The sequence below is a fragment of the Candidatus Accumulibacter phosphatis genome, from assembly GCF_000024165.1.
Taxonomy (GTDB): Bacteria; Pseudomonadota; Gammaproteobacteria; order Burkholderiales; family Rhodocyclaceae; genus Accumulibacter; species Accumulibacter phosphatis.
Genome location: NC_013194.1, coordinates 1670426 through 1689828 on the forward strand (window position 1 = coordinate 1670426; position 19403 = coordinate 1689828).

The 19403-nt window shown below is 65.5% G+C and carries 17 protein-coding genes; 12 read left to right on the forward strand and 5 right to left on the reverse strand.

Annotated features, from left to right (window positions below; all coding sequences use genetic code 11):
- The first annotated feature begins 183 nt into the window (after positions 1–183).
- The 3 genes from CAP2UW1_RS07365 to CAP2UW1_RS23605 are packed head-to-tail and all read left to right on the forward strand — an operon-like array spanning position 184 to position 5911.
- Positions 184–2421 (forward strand): GGDEF/EAL domain-containing response regulator, encoded by a 2238-nt coding sequence (locus CAP2UW1_RS07365; protein ID WP_015766013.1) that lies wholly within the window; start codon positions 184–186, stop codon positions 2419–2421.
- On the forward strand, positions 2418–3524 hold the full coding sequence (locus tag CAP2UW1_RS07370) for an ABC transporter substrate-binding protein (RefSeq protein WP_015766014.1): 1107 nt from the start codon (positions 2418–2420) through the stop codon (positions 3522–3524). The genes CAP2UW1_RS07365 and CAP2UW1_RS07370 overlap by 4 nt, the downstream gene beginning before the upstream one ends.
- Complete coding sequence (locus tag CAP2UW1_RS23605) at positions 3521–5911, forward strand: sensor histidine kinase (protein WP_015766015.1); 2391 nt, start codon at positions 3521–3523, stop codon at positions 5909–5911. Before CAP2UW1_RS07370 ends, CAP2UW1_RS23605 begins: the two co-directional genes overlap by 4 nt.
- 76 nt (positions 5912–5987) lie before the next feature.
- Here CAP2UW1_RS23605 and CAP2UW1_RS07380 read toward each other — a convergent pair whose 3' ends face one another.
- Positions 5988–8204, reverse strand: a complete 2217-nt coding sequence (locus tag CAP2UW1_RS07380) for a SulP family inorganic anion transporter (RefSeq protein ID WP_291913652.1) — start codon at positions 8202–8204, stop codon at positions 5988–5990.
- A 535-nt stretch (positions 8205–8739) separates the two neighbouring features.
- Between CAP2UW1_RS07380 and CAP2UW1_RS07385 the strand changes: the two genes are divergently transcribed.
- The 3 genes from CAP2UW1_RS07385 to CAP2UW1_RS07395 all read left to right on the forward strand — a co-directional run bounded on the left by CAP2UW1_RS07385 (position 8740) and on the right by CAP2UW1_RS07395 (position 10259).
- Positions 8740–9159: a glycosyltransferase gene (locus CAP2UW1_RS07385; protein ID WP_015766017.1), complete on the forward strand. Its 420-nt coding sequence runs from the start codon at positions 8740–8742 to the stop codon at positions 9157–9159.
- Positions 9156–9380 (forward strand): hypothetical protein, encoded by a 225-nt coding sequence (locus CAP2UW1_RS07390; protein ID WP_015766018.1) that lies wholly within the window; start codon positions 9156–9158, stop codon positions 9378–9380. Before CAP2UW1_RS07385 ends, CAP2UW1_RS07390 begins: the two co-directional genes overlap by 4 nt.
- A gap of 156 nt (positions 9381–9536) precedes the next feature.
- Complete coding sequence (locus CAP2UW1_RS07395; protein WP_015766019.1) at positions 9537–10259, forward strand: hypothetical protein; 723 nt, start codon at positions 9537–9539, stop codon at positions 10257–10259.
- Positions 10260–10295: 36 nt separating this feature from the next.
- Here the strand turns inward: CAP2UW1_RS07395 and CAP2UW1_RS07400 are convergent, their stop codons facing one another.
- The 3 genes from CAP2UW1_RS07400 to CAP2UW1_RS07410 all read right to left on the reverse strand — a co-directional run bounded on the left by CAP2UW1_RS07400 (position 10296) and on the right by CAP2UW1_RS07410 (position 13206).
- Entirely contained in the window at positions 10296–11171 is an 876-nt protein-coding gene (locus tag CAP2UW1_RS07400; protein ID WP_015766020.1) for a DMT family transporter, read from the reverse strand.
- A gap of 71 nt (positions 11172–11242) precedes the next feature.
- Positions 11243–11746, reverse strand: coding sequence for a methylated-DNA--[protein]-cysteine S-methyltransferase (locus CAP2UW1_RS07405; protein ID WP_015766021.1), 504 nt, complete (start codon positions 11744–11746; stop codon positions 11243–11245).
- A complete protein-coding gene (locus CAP2UW1_RS07410; protein ID WP_015766022.1) occupies positions 11743–13206 on the reverse strand; it encodes an AlkA N-terminal domain-containing protein in 1464 nt (487 codons plus the stop codon). The genes CAP2UW1_RS07405 and CAP2UW1_RS07410 overlap by 4 nt, the downstream gene beginning before the upstream one ends.
- Positions 13207–13602: 396 nt before the next feature.
- On the opposite strand from CAP2UW1_RS07410, the gene CAP2UW1_RS07415 reads away from it, so the two are divergent.
- From CAP2UW1_RS07415 to CAP2UW1_RS07440, 6 genes are all read left to right on the forward strand, one after another.
- Positions 13603–14346: a hypothetical protein gene (locus CAP2UW1_RS07415; protein WP_015766023.1), complete on the forward strand. Its 744-nt coding sequence runs from the start codon at positions 13603–13605 to the stop codon at positions 14344–14346.
- 107 nt (positions 14347–14453) lie between these two features.
- Positions 14454–14657, forward strand: a complete 204-nt coding sequence (locus tag CAP2UW1_RS07420; RefSeq protein ID WP_015766024.1) for a heavy-metal-associated domain-containing protein — start codon at positions 14454–14456, stop codon at positions 14655–14657.
- Between the two features lie 208 nt (positions 14658–14865).
- Positions 14866–15786 (forward strand): lytic transglycosylase domain-containing protein, encoded by a 921-nt coding sequence (locus tag CAP2UW1_RS07425; protein ID WP_015766025.1) that lies wholly within the window; start codon positions 14866–14868, stop codon positions 15784–15786.
- 280 nt (positions 15787–16066) lie between these two features.
- Complete coding sequence (locus tag CAP2UW1_RS07430; protein ID WP_015766026.1) at positions 16067–16840, forward strand: ABC transporter substrate-binding protein; 774 nt, start codon at positions 16067–16069, stop codon at positions 16838–16840.
- 15 nt (positions 16841–16855) lie between these two features.
- Positions 16856–17614: an amino acid ABC transporter permease gene (locus tag CAP2UW1_RS07435; protein ID WP_015766027.1), complete on the forward strand. Its 759-nt coding sequence runs from the start codon at positions 16856–16858 to the stop codon at positions 17612–17614.
- A gap of 13 nt (positions 17615–17627) precedes the next feature.
- Complete coding sequence (locus CAP2UW1_RS07440) at positions 17628–18380, forward strand: amino acid ABC transporter ATP-binding protein (RefSeq protein ID WP_015766028.1); 753 nt, start codon at positions 17628–17630, stop codon at positions 18378–18380.
- A 31-nt stretch (positions 18381–18411) separates the two neighbouring features.
- On the opposite strand, the gene CAP2UW1_RS07445 is transcribed toward CAP2UW1_RS07440, so the two are convergent.
- Entirely contained in the window at positions 18412–19338 is a 927-nt protein-coding gene (locus CAP2UW1_RS07445; RefSeq protein WP_015766029.1) for a DMT family transporter, read from the reverse strand.
- Positions 19339–19403: the final 65 nt, after the last annotated feature.

Consider the following 19403-nt stretch of genomic DNA (forward strand, 5'->3'; position numbering starts at 1 on the left):
TTCTTTCGCCGGCAGACCCGCGTACTCCATCACTCCCGCATCAGGCTGTCAGGGTCTGATTGGTTTTAGCCTATACTTGCAAAGTGGGTGTTTGCCCTTGCAGGCCCCAGGCTCGAGCGATCGGGTCCGCTTCGCTCGCGCCGACGGACGCGGACAAATCCACTGTGGTAGGTGAGGTAGAAGATGTCTGTAAGCGACGATCACATTCTGTTCATCGAGGATGGGCAGCCGCGTGGCGAAGATCCCGACGGCCGGAGACCTTGGCTCGTTCTCGTCGCCGACGACGACGACGGTGTGCACGAGGTGACGGGCTTTGCGCTGGCGACGATGACCATCCTCGACCGACCTCTGGCATTGCTGCACGCGCACTCGGGTGCCGAGGCGCTGGCCGTGCTGCGCGCGCAGCCCGACATCGCCGTCGTCTTGCTCGATGTGGTCATGGAAAGCGATGACGCGGGCCTTCGTCTGGTCGAGACCATCCGCAGCGATGAGGCGTTGGCGAATACGCGCATTATCCTGCGCACGGGGCAACCGGGCCATGCTCCGGAGGCCGAGACGATCTCCCGTTACGACATCAACGACTACAAGACCAAGGCCGAACTGAGCGAAAGCAAGCTGTTCACCAGTCTGACCATGGCCATCCGCTCCTACGATCAGTTGCAGCGTCTCGAGGCCAACAGGCGGGGCCTGGAAATGATCGTCGCGGCGAGCAACCAGCTCAATGCCAAGCATGGCGTGCAGGCTTTCGCTGAAGGCTTGATCACGCAGATCGCGGCGCTCGTCAGAGTACCGCCGGAAGGCTTGGTCTGCGCCGTTGCCGAGACCCGCGCCGGCGATGCCGGACCCAATGATTATCAGGTGATTGCTGCAGCTGGAAGCTTCCGTTCGCTCATCCACCACCGGCTGAAAGAGATCGACGACTTGCGCATCGTTGCTGCTCTGACCGCTGCCCTGGAGAGTCGGGTCAGCAGTATCGGACGCCACAGCGCGACACTCTACTTCGCGAAGTCCGAGCAGGAGGGTTTTGCCGCCTTCATCGACGCCGCCCGTCCCATACCGCCGCTCGACCAGCATCTGATCGAGGTCTTCTGCAGCAACATTGCCCTGTGTGCAAAGAACGTCGACCTCGTCGCGGAGTTGCGGCGGGACGCCTTCTTCGACCGTCAGCTTGGTTTGCCCAATCGTAACGCACTGATCGTCGAACTGAATCAGCGAGCCCAGATCGCTCCGAACGGTGACGGCGTCCTGGCGGTCGTCGATGTCGATCAATTCGCCACCGTCAACGACATCCTCGGACAACACTACGGCGACCTGGTACTGAAGATGACTGGTGCGCGTCTGCGCGAGTTTTTTGGTCCGGTGGCCTACATCGCACGTCTTTCCGGCGATGCCTTTGCTGTGGTCGGGCAGCGTGAGGTAGTCACTGCCGAGGCAATCGGTCTCTGCTTCGCCGAACCGTTCTCGCTGATGGGGATCCGGCAGTCCGTGTCCGCTTCCGCCGGAATCGTCTTCCTGAACGCCGGCTTTCGCCCCGGCGCGGAATACGTCCAGGACGCCTACCTGGCGCTCAAGCGCGCAAAGGCCGCCGGACTTGCCCAGATCGTCACCTATACGGCCGATCTCGCCAACGAAGTTCGTTCGCGCGCCCGTCTTCTCGACGACCTTCGCCGCGCCTTCGAAGGCCATCGCCTGCATCTCGTGTACCAGCCGCAGATCGATCTCGCTACCAGCCGGGTGATCGGCGCCGAAGCACTGTTGCGCTGGCGCTTGCCTGACGGCACGATGATTCCCCCGGACCGCTTCATTCCGCTGGCCGAACAATCAGGTCTGATCATCGACATCGGCCATTGGCTCCTGCGCGAAGCGATGTTGGCTCTGCATCGTTTGCGTGCGGCAGGCGCGCCGAATCTGCGCATGGCGGTCAATGTCTCGCCGATCGAATTGCGTCGTCCCGATTTCGCCGACAGCGTCTTGCAGATCCTCGGCGAGACAGCGACGCCGGCCGACGCCGTCGAACTCGAGATCACCGAATCGGTTGCCGTCGGCGGCCTGGCGGCGGCCATCGAAACGCTCGCGCCCTTGCGCGATAGCGGCATCACGGTTGCCATCGACGACTTCGGGACGGGCTACTCGTCGCTCTCCTATCTCGAGCGCCTGCCCGCCGATCGCCTCAAGATCGACCGCAGTTTCGTCCAGGGGCTCGAGCGTGGCCAAGGCGCGGCGCGCATCCCCCGGACCATCATCGCCCTCGGTCGCGAACTGGGTCTGCGCGTCATCGCCGAAGGCGTAGAAAATGAATCCGTCGCACTTGCCGTCCGCGCGCTCGGTTGCCACGAAGCGCAGGGTTACCACTTCGCACGACCGATGGTCGAGGCCGATTTCGTCGCCTGGCTCGCCGCTGGCGGGTGTGCCGCCGGATGAGTCGATGCTGGGCGCTTGTCGGTCTGTTGTGCGCGGGTGCCCTGGCACTCGCCGGCTGCGATGAGCAGCCGCCATTGCGCGTCGGCTTCCTCGCGGAACTGACCGGGCGCTCATCGGATCTTGCCGAGGCCGGTCGCAACGGCGTGCTGATGTCCATCGAGAGCGCCCGCGATAGCAAACTGCTCAAGGGTCGGCGCGTCGATGTCCTGATTCGAGACACCGGCGCCGACGCCTCATCCGCACAAAAGGCCGCGGAAGATCTGGTTGCTGCCGGTGTGGACGTGATCATTGGGCCGATGACCAGTGGCATGGTGCCCCCCGTGCAGTCGGTCACCGAGAACGCCGGGATACTGCTCGTATCGCCGAGCGCGACGGCCACTCAGTTCTACGGAAAGGACGATCTGCTCGTTCGCATCAACTGGACCACTCGCGACAACGGCAGCAACTATGCGCGGCACTACCACGCCAAGGGCCTGCGCCGTCTCAGTGTCGCCGTGAATGAGAACAACCGGGTCTTTGCCGACAGTTGGCTGGCCGAGTTTCGCGTTGTCTTCGAGTCGCTCGGTGGGACCATCAGCGCCAGCCACTATTTCGACTCAGCTGCCGAGAACTATCGCGACCTTGTCGACCGCCTGCTCGCGCCACAACCCGACGGCCTCCTGCTCATCGGTAACTCGGTCGATGTCCCACGCCTTGCCCAGCAGGCCTACAAGTTCCGCCCCGGGATCCCGATGATCGCCGCCGAGTGGGCTGCGACGTCGCAACTGATCGAACTCGGAGGACGTTCCGTGGAAGGTCTGATGCTCGTTCAGAACTACGACCAGGACGATACCTCGCCACGCTATGTGGCCTTCCGCGATGCGTATGCGAAGCGCTTCGGCAAGCCCCCGGTGTTCGCCAGCGTCCTGGGTCACGACGCCGCCAGCGTGGTCATGGGCGCGCTCGCGCGTCGCCCGAACGACATGACAGTAAAGGATGCGGTGCTCAAGTTCGGCCCCTACCAGGGCCTGCAGCAGGAGGTCCTCTTCGACGCCAATGGCGATGCGCAACGTACGGCCCACTTCATGGTCGTTCGCGACGGTCGTTTCGTGCGCGACAAATGACTGCGCCGAAAGCCTGGCGACTGCGAACGTCTCTGGCATGGGTATTGACGGCGATCTTCTCGGTCAGTTTCGTCGCCGTCGGGTCTGTCCTCTTCCTGGTCAGAGCACCGCAGATCGATCTGGAAACCCGCAAGCTTTTGCAGACGGAAAGCGCCGACCTTGCGCAGGGTACCGAAGCGCTCCTCGCTGCCCTGCAGACGCAGATCGAGCTGATAGCGTCCACGCTTGCTCTGGTGCCGTACAGCGGACTGCAGGCGGTTATCGAACACGCCGTCGCGGACACCAGCGCTTTCCAGGCGATCTACCAGGTGTCCGCCGATGGCACGGTTCTGCGCGCCGCCGTCAATTCGCGTGTTGGCGTCGGCCGTCGCGCCGAACTGCTCGGCAACGATCTGTCGCGCCATTTCCTCGTTCAGCGTGTCCGAGAGACCGGTGCACCGGTGTGGAGCGACAAACACCATTCGCCGATTTCCGGGGTGATCAGCGTCGCCGTCGGCGTGCCGTCGGGCGACAGCGTCATCGTCGGCGAAATGCCACTCGCCCAGGTGCTCAAGTCGCTACGCATCGCCGGCGGCAAGCGGCATGCGCGCGTCTGGGTGATCGACCAGCGCGGCGAGATCCTCGCCGACGATGAGGACTCGGCGCGGGTCGGCGTCGCCAATCTCGCCAATCAGCCGTTGCTTGCCAGCCTCGGCGACAGCGCCGGTGGCATCGGGCAGGTCAGCTTCGAAGGCGAGGTATTCGACGCCGCAGTCGCCCACTCGCGCCTGCTCGACTGGTACTTCGTCGTACGCAGCCCGAGCGGGCTGAAGAACCCGCAGATTGCCGCGACCATCGAGTTCGGTGTGGCCGCGCTGGTCAGTTCCATCGTCTTCGGGCTCGTCCTGTCTCCGCTCTGGGCGACCTATCTGGCGCGCCCGATCAGCAGTATCACCGAACGTGCCCGGTGGATCGCTGCCGGGACGACGCTTGGTCCGTGGCCGCGCAGCAGGACCATCGAGCTCAATCAACTGTCGGCCGACCTCGAACGGATGGCCGAGGCCGTGCGCGACCGAGAGCGGGCGCTCGGAGTTATCTTCGACGCGTCACCAGTCGGCATCGGCCTGCTGGAGCCGGCAAGTAATTTCAGTTTCGTCCGCGTCAACGATGCACTCCTGCAGTTGCTGGGCTATCAACGTGAACAGTTGCTGGGGAGAAACGGGCTCGACCTCGGTCTCTGGTGTGACCTCAGCGTGCGGCGGAGTCTCTACGACCTGCTGCAGGCGGAGGGCTATGGGGAAGTCGAGGGCTGGCTGAAGCGTCGCGACGGTAGCATCGTCCTCGCCGCCATCAGCGCCCGGACCCTCGTGATCGGCAACCGGCCGCAAACGATCTGGGTCGCCAAGGACATCACCCACATCCGCCGAATCGAGGACGAAGTCCGTACCCTCAACGCCGAACTCGAGGAGCGGGTGCGCCAGCGCACGGAAGAACTGCGCTTTGCCAACGCCGAGCTTGCGGCCACCGTCGAACAACTGCAGCTCGCGCGTGACGAACTGGTACGTACGGAGAAGCTCGCCTCGCTCGGCTCGCTGGTCGCCGGTATCGCCCATGAACTCAACACCCCGATCGGCAATGGCGTGATGGCGGTCACCACCATGCGCGCCAGACTGACGGATTTCGAGGAGCAGACGCGCGCGGGAGTGCGCCGCTCGGATCTCGACCGTCTGCTGGCGGCGGTCGACACCGGGACCGACATCGCCGTGCGCAACCTTGGACGAGCTGCCGATCTCGTCACCAGTTTCAAGCAGGTCGCGGTCGATCAAGCCAGCTCGCAACGCCGCCCGTTCGATCTTGGCGAAGTCGCCCGCGAGATCCTGCTGACGCTGCAACCGGTCCTCAAGCACCGCGCCGTTACGGTGAAAGTGTCGATTGCCGCCGGCATCGTTCTCGACAGCTACCCTGGCCCCTTGGGGCAGGTCATCACCAATCTCATCGACAATGCCGTCGTGCATGCCTTTGCGGACGACCAGAAGGCTGAGGTGGCCATCTCGGCCGACAACAGCGTGCGAGGTCGCGTCGTCGTCGAAGTCGCCGACAACGGCAAGGGTATCGCGACGTCTCTCCTGCCACGCATCTTCGACCCCTTCGTGACCACGCGCATGGGGCGTGGCGGAACGGGCCTCGGCCTGCATATTGCGCACAACATCGTCGTCAGTGTGCTGGGCGGGACGCTTGCCGCCGACAGTACTCCCGGCCGCGGCACACGCTTCACGATCGACATTCCCTTGACGGCGCCCGTTCCCGAGCGCCGGGACGACGCGTCGAGCGCCGCTCGCGGGACCACCGGGATGCGAGAGCAATCCGCTGCCTGGCCAGGAGACGGCAGCCTGCCGGCTGGCGGCTAGCTGCCCCGGGAAGGCGGCGGAATGCACCGCCGTGCCCGGGCCACGGTGGCAATTCCAGCGAACGGTCGACCTTCCACTAATCCTGCATGGCCAGGAGTTCCTTGTCCGCGTAGCTCAAGCGCATCGCCAGCACGCGCGCCAGGGCCTCGATCAGGTGGAAGGCGAGCCGCCTGTGCTGCTCGCGAAGCATCTCGAAGTCTTCCCGCCGCAACACGTAGAGCTCGGTATCTTCTACTGCCGTGGCATCGCTGCTGAAATGCGACGCCCGGGAAATGAAGGACAGGCCGCCGAAAAAGTCGCCACGCCCGTAAGTCAGACGGTGACGGCTGATATCCTTGCCGGGAACCGGTACCGTGATACGGACGGCACCCTTGCGGATCAGGTAGAGCTGATCCGCCGGGTCTCCCGAGGAGAACACTCGGTCGTCCTTGGCCACCGAGCGCCGCTGGAGACACTCGACCAGCGCGATCAGCGCCTCCTCCTTGGCGTCGCTGAAGACTTCCAGTTCGTAGATTTCGAGTGGCGGAAGCTCGGCTGCCTGGAGCAGATTGTCGCCCAGCAGCTGGTCTTCCACCCATTCGACGGCGTCGTCGAGCACCGGAAAGACCTTCACGTGGTCGGTCGTGGTGGTCAAGCCCATCTGGTCGAAGAGATCGGCGATGTTCCGGCCGTTGGGCAGGGTATGGGTGAGGTCGCTGAAGATCAGGAAGGCGCCACGTTCGATCAGCGAGTCCCTGATCTGGGTCAACAAGTGCACCGCCGTGACGTCGACCGACTGCACGCGGCGCATGTCGAGAACGATGTAGGTGCGTTTGCCCAGTTCAGGTTCGAGGCTGCTGTACAGCTGGTCCTTGGTGCCGAAGAACAGGCTGCCCTGTAGTTCGACGATGACCGTGCGGTCGCCGCGTCGCTCGAGGAGATCCATCTCGTGGCCGAGGCGAATCCGTTTCGAGAACCGGTTGCCGCCATCGACCTTGTTGCGAATGATCGTGCTGCCCAACTGCTCGCGAATGAACAGGAGCATGGCCAGCGCGATACCCACCGCCGAGGCGGCGATCAGGCTGTAGCCGAGCGCCACGCCGACCACCACGACGATCACGGCAAAGTCCAGCATCGTCCATTGCGACTGCAGCAGATGCAGACTGTGGCTGTCGATCATCCGGATGCCGACGACGATCAGGATGCCGGCCAGGGCAGCCACCGGAATCCAGGCGATGAAGGCGCCGAGGGCAAGGAAGGCGATCAGCGACAGCACGCCTTCGACGACGCCGGAGACACGGGTCTGGCCGCCACTCGCCAGATTGACGAGCGTCGCTCCCATCTGGCCTGCACCCGGCATACCGCCGGCGCAGGCCGAGGCGACGTTGCCGAGACCCTGCGCCACCAGCTCGCGGTTCGAATCGTGGCGACTGCGCGTCAGCGCGTCGAGAACGACGGCCGTCTTGAGCGTGTCGATCGACAGCAGCACGGCAAGGGTGAGCGCCGTTCCCATCAGGCTGCCGATCTGGCTGAGCTTGAGTTCACCGATGTCCCGCCAACGGCCGGTGATCGCCTCGAACATGCTCGACGCGGAACCCCCGAGTGGACCGATGATCAACTTGTTGCCTTCGAGGACCAGCATCGACGGGTCCACGAAGTGAGCGAGTCCGAAATAGGTAAGCACTCCCGCCAGCAGGCCGAGTATGGCCGCCGGTACGGCACGCGTGAGCAGCGGTGCGCCCAGCATGACGGACGCGGTAACGACGCCGATCAGTGCGCTCTGCCACTGCCAGGTTTCCGGCGAGATGAGCGTCCGCCACAAGGACTGACCGCCGAAAGCACCGAGCAATTTCGGGATCTGGCTACCGATGATGATCAGGCCGACCCCGGTAAGGTAGCCGCTGACCACCGGAAACGGGATGTACTTGATCAGGCTGCCGATCCCCATGAAGCCGAGCAGCAACTGGATCAACCCGGCAACCAGGCCGAGCGCGGTCAGCATCAGGACGATGAACATCGGGTCGACGTCATGCTGCACCAGTTCGATGGCAAACGCCGAGAGCACGGCGGCTGCCGGTGCACAGGGTGCGGTGATCAGACGATTGGTACCGCCGAGACTCGGTGCCACCAGTCCCAGAGCGGTTGCCCCGAGAATGCCGGCGAGCGCGCCGAGACCCGCATAAGCGGGGCCGATTGAGGCGTAGATCGTAACGCCGAAAGCGATCGCCGACGGCAGGGCGACCAGCATCGCCGCAAGCCCTCCCCAGAAATCACCAACCAGCTTGTCATTCTTGAATCGGATCGATAGTTCCACAGCGCAGGCCCTCCATCCAGACTGTTACGATCAAACGAAGCCTCCCGGCGCGATCCTCGCGCTACCCCTCTCGTGCAGGCGTTGATTCCCGACCTGGACGGTCGGGAATCAACGATGCTAACACGATGAGGTTTTGCGCTGCCGGGTTTTCCCACGCGACCGAAGATCGCTCCTGCGCTGTACGACGCCACCACGGCGTTTGGCGCGCATGCGGGTTCCCGCGAGACTTGTGGTGCCAAGGCTGGCGGTGAGTCGCCGACGCGTGCGGTGCGATTGACCACCCCGTGCCTCGGCGATACAGTTCCGCCTGCCGGACGATCTGCTCGCGCGCAAGAGGCCATGATCGGCGCGTTCGAGCACTTGTCGCTTGCCGAGCCAGTGGCGTGGCCGACAGCGAAAGGGTGATGGGGTGGCGGGCGCAGAGCGCGTTGCTGGCCGACCTGGCGCGTTTCGTCAAATTCGCCGGCGTTCGGCTGCCGGCATTTCCCGGCGATGCGCTGGCCGAGCGCGCGCTGACGACCCTGGAGCGCTGGCGGTGGCCCCTGCGCGCCGCTTTCTCGTCGGCGACCTGCTCGGCGCGCTCACCGGCAACCCGCGCATCCGTAAGCGCGCGGCGCTGCTCGGTCGTCTGCAGGTAGGCGAATTCTCGTCGATCGTCGGTCTGATCAAGCGCGCACAGACGGTTTATGGCAGGGTGTTCACCGTCTCCGGGGTCGTTTGCGCGTTTCGCAAGCGGGCTTTGGCCGCTGCTGGTTGGTGGTCGCCGGCAGCGCTCACCGATGATGTCGAAGTCACCTGGCGGATTCAGCTCGCCGGCTGGCAGGTGGCTTTCGAAGCCAAGGCGCTGTGCTGGCTACTGCAGACCCTCACTGCCGTGGTCGGTCTGCCGCTGGCGCTGATGCGCTCGAAGCAGGCACGCGGCGCCTGGAACAGTCCTGACCGGGGAATCCGATGAGCCGCCGCTCCGCAATCGACTGGCCACCGCTGATCTGCGGCGCGAAGGTGCCGGTCTGGGTGCGGCTGCGCGATCAGCTGTTGACGGTGCTTGCCTGGACGCTGATGCACGGCCGCCGCAGGCGCGCCACCGCTTCGCTGCCGCAACCGGTGCCGTTGTCGCTGGCGGCGCAGGCCGCAGCTTGTCGCCCGGGCTCGCCGGCGGCAGGTGCGGGATCCTGACGATGGCTGCGCTTGTTTGACAGGGACGGCGGGGCCGCCGATACTCCATTGACAGGCACGGCCTGGTCATGCGTCAGCGACAGTGGTGTGGCGGGACCGCCCGCGCACCGGACGCGTGGCCTGTCCGCGTGTCGCCAATTCGCGGAGAGACAAGAGATGAAATGTGCCGCCCCGCAGTACCACGGTCTGCACTGCGCGCTGGTGCTTGCCCTCGCCCTCGGCGCTTGCGCGGGATCGGGAGGCAATGCGCTGCTCACGGAATGCGCTGCCGACATCGATTCCTACCAGGGGAGCAACTGCGTCACCGTGGTTGCTGGTGGCCCGGACGCGGGACAGATCCTCGCGCCACCCTATGTGCTGGGAGATTCCGGCATGTGGGTGAATCCGCAGTTCGGCGGCACGCCTTTCAGGCGGCTGGTGGTTGTTGCCACCGAGCTTGATCCGCGCACGCGCCGCGCCGTCGAAGACGCCTTCGTCGCCCAGGTGAAGCAGGTCAGCGGCTCGGAGGCGCGGCCGAGCTACGTGGTGGTGCCGAATGCGAACGATCTGTCGAGCGATGCCTTGCTGCAGTCGCTGCTCGCGTCGGGGGCCGATGGCGCGATCCTGGTGCTGGTCACGCACCAGGATGCAGATCGGCTCTACAGTCCGACGATCCGGCAAAGCCAGGTGAACATGATGGAGCCGCAGTCGACGCAGGCGATGAACGGCAGCTCACCGACGATCACCGACGCGACGGTGCAAGCGCAACTGGTACGCCTGAAGGACCCTGCCGTCGTCTGCGTGGGCAAGATTCATGGCCCCGGCCTCAGCCCGGCGACTGCCGACGCCGCGGCGAGCGCGGCGATTGGCGCCATGCAGCCACTGGGCGTGTTCCGGTAAGCGGGCGCGCGCGTGAGGCCGGCGAGCGCTGGCCGGTCAGGCGCGCACGGGCAGATGGAGTACGCCGGTAGCCAGCGCGGTTCCCAGGACCACCACCGAGCCGCCGACGAGCATCCCGGCGTTGAGCGTTTCGCCGAGGAACAGGTTGCCCCACAGCACGCCGAACAGGGGGATCAGGAAGGTCACCGTCACCGCTCGCGAAGCGCCGACGTTGGCAATCAGGCGGAAGAAGAGCAGGAAGGCCAGCGCCGTGCAGCCGACGCCGAGGACGACGGCCGCCGACCAGGCCATCCAGCCTGGCGTCGTGGGTGGCCAGGACCATACGGCAAAGGGCAACAGGACGATGGCGGAGACGATTTGCGAGCCGGCGGCGTTAACGAGTGCGGGAACGCCGGTGAGCCGGCGTCTCGCGAGGTTGGCCGCGAAGCCATAGGACAGCGTGGCGAGGAGCATCGCAGCGATCGCCCAGCCGCTGCCGCCGGGCTTGAAGTCCGCCTTGTCGGCGGCGAGCAGCAGCACGCCGCCGAGACCCACGGCCAGCCCCGAGGTTCGCCAGGCGCCGAGCCTCTCGCCCAGCCACAGGGCGCCGATCAACGCCGTGAAGATCGGCACCGTGGCATTGAGGATGGATGCCAGTCCCGCCGTGATCGACAGCATGGCCCAGGCGATCAGCACGAAGGGAAGCGCCGAGCTGAACACACCCATCAGTGCGATGCCGGTGGCGTGCTGGCGCAGCACCCCTTGTTGCCCGCGCAGGATCAGCAAGGGTGCGAGGCAAAGCGCGGCCACCGCGACCCGCAACCAGATCAGCGGCACCGGGCCGAAGGCCGGCGCCGCGTAGCGCATGAACAGGAACGAGCCGCCCCAGAGTGCGGCCAGCAGGATCAGATCGGTGAGGTCACGCGCGCGCACGATTTTGCCTTCCTGTGCTCCGCCCGGCGGGGCTGTGCGGCGTTCGGGTGAATCGACGCTTGCTCACGCGGTCAGCCGGCCAGCGCCAGAGGCGCGTTTCCCGCCTCGAAGGCCAGCAAGGCACGCTTGCGGTGCAGCCCGCCGGCGTAGCCGGCGAGCGCGCCGCGGTGGCCAAGCAGGCGGTGGCAAGGCACGATGATCGACAGCGGATTGCGGCCGGTCGCTGCGCCGACGGCACGCGCGGCACCCGACTTGCCGAGAGCGGCGGCGACTGTTCCGTAGGCGCGCGTCTGGCCGTGGCCGATGCCCGCGATCTGTTCCCACACGGCGCGCTGGAAGGGCGTGCCGCGCGGCGCCAGTGGCAGGTCGAAGCGGCACTGCCGGCCGGCGAACCAGGCGTCGAGTTGCGCCGCCGCCTCGCTCAGCAGGGAATTCGCCGCCTCCTCGTACCAGCCGGCGGCGACGCCGGCGAAGTACGCCTGATCCACGAACCAGGCACCGAGCAGACCCTCGGGTGCCGCCGCCAGGACCATCGGACCAAGGGGTGTTGCGTGTTGCCGCCAGATCGTGCTCATGCGTGCTCTCCTTGTTTTGCCGTGCTTTCTGAAAGACGTCGCCACAGGTGCAGTGTGGCGTAGCTGCGCCATGGCCGCCAGGCGTCGGCGGTGGCGTCGGCGTCGGCCGCGCTGGCAGCACCGAGCGAGGTGATCAGCGCCCTGTCGCCGCTCGGCCAGGCGTCCGGCCAGCCAAGGGCGCGCAAGGCGACGTACTGCGCCGTCCAGCGGCCGATGCCGGGCAAGGCTTCGAGTTGCGCCAGCGTCGCCGGTACGTCGGCGGCAGGTCCGAGATCGAGCCGCCCACTGGCCACCGCCTTGGCCAGTGCGAGAACGGCTATCGCCCGCTGGCGGACGATTCCCAGCGAGCAGATCTCTTCACTGGCGACCTGAGCGAGGCGCTCCGCGGTCGGGAACAAGCGGCCGATCGCCGCAAACGGCGTCTCGATCGACTCGCCAAAGGCTGCGGCCAGGCGTCCGGCGAGCGTATGTGCCGCCTTGACGGTGACCTGCTGGCCGAGCACCGCACGTACCGCCATCTCGAAACCGTCGAAAGCGCCGGGCACGCGCAGTCCAGGTGCGCCGGCGGCCAGCGGGCCGAGCGCCTGGGCCACTGCCTGCGGCTCGCAGTCAAGGTCGCACAGTCGTCGCGCGCCGGCGAGCACCATCGGCAGCACGCGCACCAGGCTTGGCGACACGCTGACCGCGATGGCCGGATGCCGGTTGCCCAGGCTGATCGAAAGCCAGCCGGTATGCACGACGCCGACCGATCGGCAGCAGACGCTGCGCCGGTAACACCCTGAAGCGACTTCCTCGACACCCGCGACACAGCGCCCGGCGAGGAATGCCAGCAGGCGGGGCCAATCGAAGGGCGGGCGGAAAGCGAGCTCGAAGCGCAAGCCATCCCCAGCGGCCGACGACGGGTTTGCCTGACGCAGGCCGCTGGGTGAGAGGCCGTAGCGGCTCTGGAAGAGGGCATTGAAGCGACGTAGGCTGCCAAAGCCGGCGGCCATGGCCACCTCGGTCACCGGCAGGGTGGTGTCGGTGAGCAGGCGTTTGGCGAGCAGCAGACGCTGCGTCTGCGTGTAGGCGACCGGTGTCACGCCGAAGGCCTCCGCGAAGACCCGTCGGAGGTGGCGGTCGCTGACCCCAAGGCGGTCGGCCAACCCGTTCAGTCCGAACTCGGCCAGTTGTCCGGCCTCGATCCGCTGCGCCGCCGCCCAGGCAAGGCGCGTCGAGGCGTCGATTGCCCCCTGTCCCGGTGCCAGCTCGGGGCGACAGCGCAGGCAAGGCCGGAAGCCGGCCGCCTCGGCTGCCGCCGCGTTGCCGAAGAATCGGCAGTTCTCCGCTCGCGGTGTGCGTACCCGGCAGACCGGCCGGCAGTACACTCCGGTTGACGTCACGCCGACGTAGAAGCGGCCGTCGAAACGATGATCGTGGGCCAGCAGCGCGGCATAGAGGGAAGCGGCGTCGGTAAGCATGGGACGGATTATGCGCCGCCCGGCGAGCTTTGCTCGCCGTTTTCGGACATCATGTTGCCGAGGCCGCCAGCCTCGGCCTTGCCGGCTCGCCTCGCGCGCCGGGCCTTCGGCCTTTGAGCAGCGCGGCATCCGGCAGAGCATGGCAGAATGTGCCCAGACGGCTGCAGGCCGAAAAGATCGGTAAAGACCGGGTGGGCGGTCCCTTGCGCCATCGTGTGGCTCGCAGGGCAGGGGTTCGGGGCTGGATCGGTGGTGCATTGCGCCGCGGATACGCACAACTCTTCGTGGCTGGTCGTGTCCAATTTCCGTTTGCGGCACTTCCCGGAGCCGGAACGGCGCGGCTGCCGACTCTGGCCTGCCGGTCCACGATTCTCCCATGCGTGCTGGAGGTGATGAATGCGCGAGACGATTTCTTACCCGGTCCCGGTTGTCGGGGCCTTCCTTGTGGCTCTGGTGACCCTCGGGGCGGCGCCCGCGGCCGCTGCGGCGAACGAGTGGCTTGCGGTGTGCAGCAAGTGCATCAGCCCGACGATCTTTTCCAAGTCCGGGATCGGCACGGCGCAGGCCGTCGCCGAGGCCAGGATCACGCGTGCCGAGGTCGAAGCCTGGTGCGCGAACTGGCAGCCCGGCGACAGGAGTTGTGTCAAGCAGCAGCTTGCCGCCGAGGATCTGAACAAGGTCTATCGGGCGACTGCCGACTGCCCGGCCGGGCGAATCATGCCGATCGACGGCAGGAGCTACAGTTTCGCTGGCGTGTGGGACCAGAGCGACATCGGCGGCGGCCGCAGCAGGTGGCGCGATGCTTCCGGCAAGATCGTCGGACGCGACAACGCCAGTGGTGGACTGGCGATTTCGCAGCAGTGGGAAGTCCTCTGCCCCGCGTCTGCCAGAGGCGCGCCGGCGTCGCCAGCGCCTGTCACGACGGCGGGCGCTGCTGCCAACGCGAGTCAGAGTTCGTCGAAGAGTGAGTTTGCGGTCGGCCAGGTGGTTCTCGCCCGCTACGGGAGCGACTGGGTGCGTGCGCGCGTGAACCGGGTTCAGCACAGCAATGGCCCGGGCGGACCACGGTTTGACTACGATGTCAGCCTGGAGAACGGCAAGCGGGGAGTCGTTCCGGCGCGCATGCTGCGGACGCCGTGAGCCTTGCTGGCGCGACGCGCCGATGGGCTCGCGCGGCGCGTGCCGGGCAGTGGCGTCTTCGCAAGCCGCTATACCGATTACACGAACAATGAGGCGAGGAGGAAATCATGCCTATCACCACTCTCATGATCACCGGAATGCGATCCGACGATTGCCTGCGTAGCGTCATGAATGCGATCCAGGATCTGCCCTGCATCGGCTACGTCGAGGTTTCGCTGGAGACCGGCGAAGCCAGCATCGAGCACACGACGATGGTTTCCGAGGGCGACATTCGCCAGATCATCGAGGAGGCCGGGTACCCGACGGTCTAGTATTCGCTGCCGGCCTTTCCTCGGCCTGTCGGGAAAGCCATCCCGGAGCCGGAGAATCGTCGAAAGTGTGAATTAATTCACGTTCCTGTCGCCATTCTCGGGCGACCCTTGCGGGCGGCGCGACACGCTGGCGCGGCCAACCCGCCGTCGGTCGAAGCGGGCGTGACCAGCGAGCCGCAAAGTGACGACAGGGATCCAAGGCAGGAAGATGGTGCGTACCGCTCTGATGTTGGTTGCTCTGGCGATGGGTCTGGCTGGCCAGGCGGCGCGAGCCGATAGCTACATCGAGGCGCCGCGTGTAGCCGCGGCTCTGGAACAGGGGCGTGCGGCCGAGTTGGGGATAGGTATCAGGAAGAATCTCCTGCTGGCGGTTGCGCTTTACTGTGACGCCGGCACGATGGGCAGTCCGGAGGGATTCTTTCGCGTAGGACGCGTGCTTGCGACGGCTCCGCGAGCGCTGCGCAATCCGGCCTTGGCGAACGCCTATCTCGCGCTGGCTGCCCGTCTCGGCAACCACGAGGCGCTCAGGTACTATGATCCACAGGTCGCCAACGCGATCCTCGGCGAGGAGTGTGGTGCTGACGTTGACGGCGCGGCGGTCGATCATTTCGACCTCGACGGCTACCTGGCGCGACAGTCGCCGGCAAAGCAGAAGATTGCCCTCTTGATCCGGCATATGGCGCGTCAGCACGGCATCGATTCACGCCTCGCACTGGCCATCGCGATGGTGGAGTCGAATCTCGATCCCGGAGCGGTCTCTCCACAGAACGCGCAGGGCGTGATGCAACTGATTCCGGCAACTCAGGAGCGCTTCGGGGTGACCCGGCCTTTCGATCCCGAGCACAATGTCCGCGGTGCGCTGGCCTATCTGAAGTGGTTGAGCAAGCGCTTTGCCGGCGATTGGCGGCTGATTGCCGCGGCCTATAACTCGGGCGAAGGAACTGTCGACCGTTACGCCGGAATTCCCCCTTACCCCGAAACGCAGCAATACGTGCGGCGTGTTCTGCGCTTCGCCGGCTACTCGCAACGCGACAGGAGCAGCCTCGGCGGACAGGATTTGGTTCGCCGCACGGAACGTCGCCAGGCTGGCCTTCTCGCCGTCGCATCAGCGGTCGAACGCCCGCAGTAGATCGACTGGCCAGCGCCAGCCGGTTTGCTGGGACGCTGGCGGCGCTCACGCCGGGGTGCCACCGGCAACGCCGGGAACCCTGTGACAACTCATTAAATCAGCTCTCGATCGGCATCTCGGCGAGTCCGTGCCATTCTGCAGTCGTTTTTCTTGCTCCCCTGGGTGGCGGTTTGTTGTACTCTGTGCGCCGTCTTTGCCCTCTCGCCCGCGTGCACGCGAATTCGTGGCGCCACGGCGACCCCACGTCTGCCACGTCTGATCTTTATCAACAGGAGTTGTCATGCGATTTCTAGCCAGGTTGTTGAGTGCGGTCATTCCTCTTTCGCTGATGATTGCCGGTCCGTCAGAGGCCCGCGAGTGGAACGCGATCAAGCAGTCCGGTACCCTTGTCGCCGCAACCGAAGGCGGGTTTCAGCCTTTCAATTACTATGACGGCCCCAAGCTGACCGGTTTTGAGGTCGATCTCGCCGAAGCCATTGCCAAGAAGCTCGGCTTGAAGCTGGAGTGGCGCGTGGTTCCCTTTGATGGGCAGATTGCGGCGCTCAAGCAGGATCGCTTCGATTTCGCCATTGCCTCGCATGGCTATACGGAGGAGCGCGCCAAGTCGGTCGATTTCGCCAATCCTCATTACTGCACCGGTGGTCAGATCGCCGCTCACAAGGACGGGCCGTTGACCGTCGTGGCGCTCAACGGCAAGACGGTCGGCGTCCAGTTGGCCACCAGCTACGCGGATGCGGCCAAGAAGGTCAAGGGAATCAAGACCATCAAGACCTACAAGGGCGACCCGGAGGCTTTCGCCGCGTTGCGTGCCAACAAGGTTGATGCGTGGATTTCCGACAAGTTCACGGTCAAGGCGACTCTCGACAAGAACCCGGATGCCGGCATCACTGGCGGTGAGCTGGTCTTCGTCGAGCGCGTCTCGATGATCCTGCGCAAGAACAACAAGGAGCTCGCCGACAAGCTGAATCAGGCGCTGGCCGAGGTGATGAAGGACGGTACCTACAAGGCGCTGTCGGAGAAGTACTTCAAGGAAGACGTTTCCTGCCGTTCCTGACGCTGATCCTGCCACATGGACTGGACCAGGCAACACCCGGGGTGGGCGATGTTCGCCGCGATGGTCGGCCTGCTCGTCTTTCTTTGGGGGATGGCGGTGCCGCTCGCGGCGGCACCGGCGCCGATCGGACCGGCCGCCGAGCAGTTCGCCGACGGGGCGAGAATCACCGTCGGGCTGACACTGATCGCCGGCTCCGTCGGCGTGGTCATCGGCGTCCTGGCCGGGCTCGGCAAGCTGTCGCGGTTCTGGCCGCTGCGCTGGCTCTGCGATAGCTACGTCTGGCTGATTCGCGGCACCCCCTTGTTGCTGCAGATTCTGTTTGTCTGGCTGGCTTTTCCGCTGCTCATGCCCGAGGGTGTCGAACTCTCGGATTTTGCCTGTGCGGCGATCGCTCTTTCGCTGAATGTCGGGGCCTACAACACCGAATGCGTGCGCGCGGGAATTCTCGCGGTTCCGCACGGCCAGGTGGAAGCCGCGCGCGCCCTCGGCCTGACGCCGATGCAGACGTTCATGGACATCGTTCTGCCGCAAAGCATGCGCGTCGCCCTGCCGGCGCTGGCCAACAATCTGGCCTCGCTGGTCAAGGACTCGTCGCTCGCCTACGCGATCAGCGTTGTCGAGCTGACGATGGTCGGCTACCGGGTGCAGGCCGAAAGCTATCAGCCCATCCCCGTTTTCATCACGGTGGCGGCTATTTACCTGATCCTGACCACCGCCTTCACGACGCTGACGGCGGCGCTCGAGTCTCAGCTCGACGTCGGTCAGAAGCGTTGACAGGAGTCGCGAGATGAACAGCGAACTCCGGCCGATCATCGCGGCGCGCCGGGTTGACAAGCGCTTTGGCACTTTTCATGCGCTGAAGGACGTCTCGGCAACCTTCTACGAGGGGCAGGTGACGGCGATCGTCGGGCCGTCGGGTTCCGGGAAATCGACCTTCCTGCGTACCCTGAATCGCCTGGAAGCCCATGACTCGGGCGAGATCGTCATCGACGGCATCGTGCTGAACGACAATCTCAAGAACCTGGATGCCATCCGCCGCGAGGTTGGGATGGTGTTCCAGAGTTTCAACCTGTTTTCGCATCTGACCATTCTGCGCAATGTCTCGCTGGCGCCGATGCGCGTCCGCAAGATGAGCAGGGTGGATGCCGAGACCAAGGCGATGAACCTGCTCGAGAGGGTTGGGCTGAAGAGTCAGGCGGCGAAATACCCGGTGCAACTCTCGGGCGGCCAGCAGCAACGGGTGGCGATCGCGCGCGCCCTGGCGATGGACCCCAAGGTCCTGCTGTTCGATGAGCCGACCTCGGCACTCGACCCGGAAATGGTCAACGAAGTCCTGGCGGTGATGCGCGAACTGGCCTATAGCGGTATCACGATGCTCGTCGTCACGCATGAGATGGGGTTTGCCCGGGAAGTTGCCGACCGGATCATCTTTTTCGACGAAGGCGTCATTCTCGAAGACACGACTCCCGAGCGTTTCTTCTCAAACCCGGAACACGACCGTGCCAAGGCCTTCCTGTCCCAAGTGCGGCATGGCTATTGAGCGTCGATCCGGCAGTTTCCCGCCGGCCAGGTCAACGGCCGGCTTCCGCCGTATCTGATCTGCTGGCCGAGCGCCTGCCGGCCATCGTCAAGGGTGCAAGCTGAACGGCGATGATGCAGACCAGAATCAGCGCGCAGCCGGCGATGCCGCTGGCGTTCAGGCGATCGCCCATGAGCAGGAAGCCGAAGAGGGCAGCGAACACGGTTTCGGCGGACAGGATGATCGCAGCATCGGCGGGCTGGGCATAGCGCTGTCCGATCACCTGCGCGGTAAAGCCGATGCCCACCGAAACGACACCAGCGTAGGCGATGGCCAGTGACGCCTGGCGAATTCCGGCAAGCGTGATCGTTTCATTGAGTCCGGCCCAGAGCAGGCTGATCAGTCCGCAGACCAGGAACTGCCCGCAGGCGACCACGAAAGGCGCCGCCATGCGCTCGGCGATGCGTCCGACCAGCAGCACGTGCAGGGCCCAGAAAAGGCTGCTGGCGATCACCCAGGCATCGCCGACGACGGGATCGAGCGCCTGCGCGCCGGACAGCAGCCAGGTGCCGCCCAGGCAGCCGATCGATGTCGGCCAGACCGACCAATGTGGCCGCGTGCGCAGGATCAGCCAGGCAAGGAGCGGCACCAGCGGCACGTAGAGGGCGGTCAGGAAGCCGGCGTTGGTCACGGTCGTGCTGGTCATGCCGATCTGCTGGAAAGCGGCGCCGAGCATCAGCAGCACGCCCAGGGTGGCGACGCTGAGGGCGTCACCAGGCAGCGGCTGCGCGCCGTGCGCAGACAGCGCCCTCCATTCACGCCACGCGAAAGGGCAGACGATCGCCGCTCCGAGCAGAAAGCGAATGCCGGTGAACGTCAGTGGTTCGACACCCGTCATGCCCACGACCTGGGCGACAAAGGCCGAGCCCCAGATCACGGCGACGACGAGCAGCAGCAGGTTGGCGTGCGAGCGCTTCAAGACGCGTTCCTCGATAAACCCCTGAGTCTAGTCTCCTGGCCGCTGGAAAGCCATCGGCGGTCGCC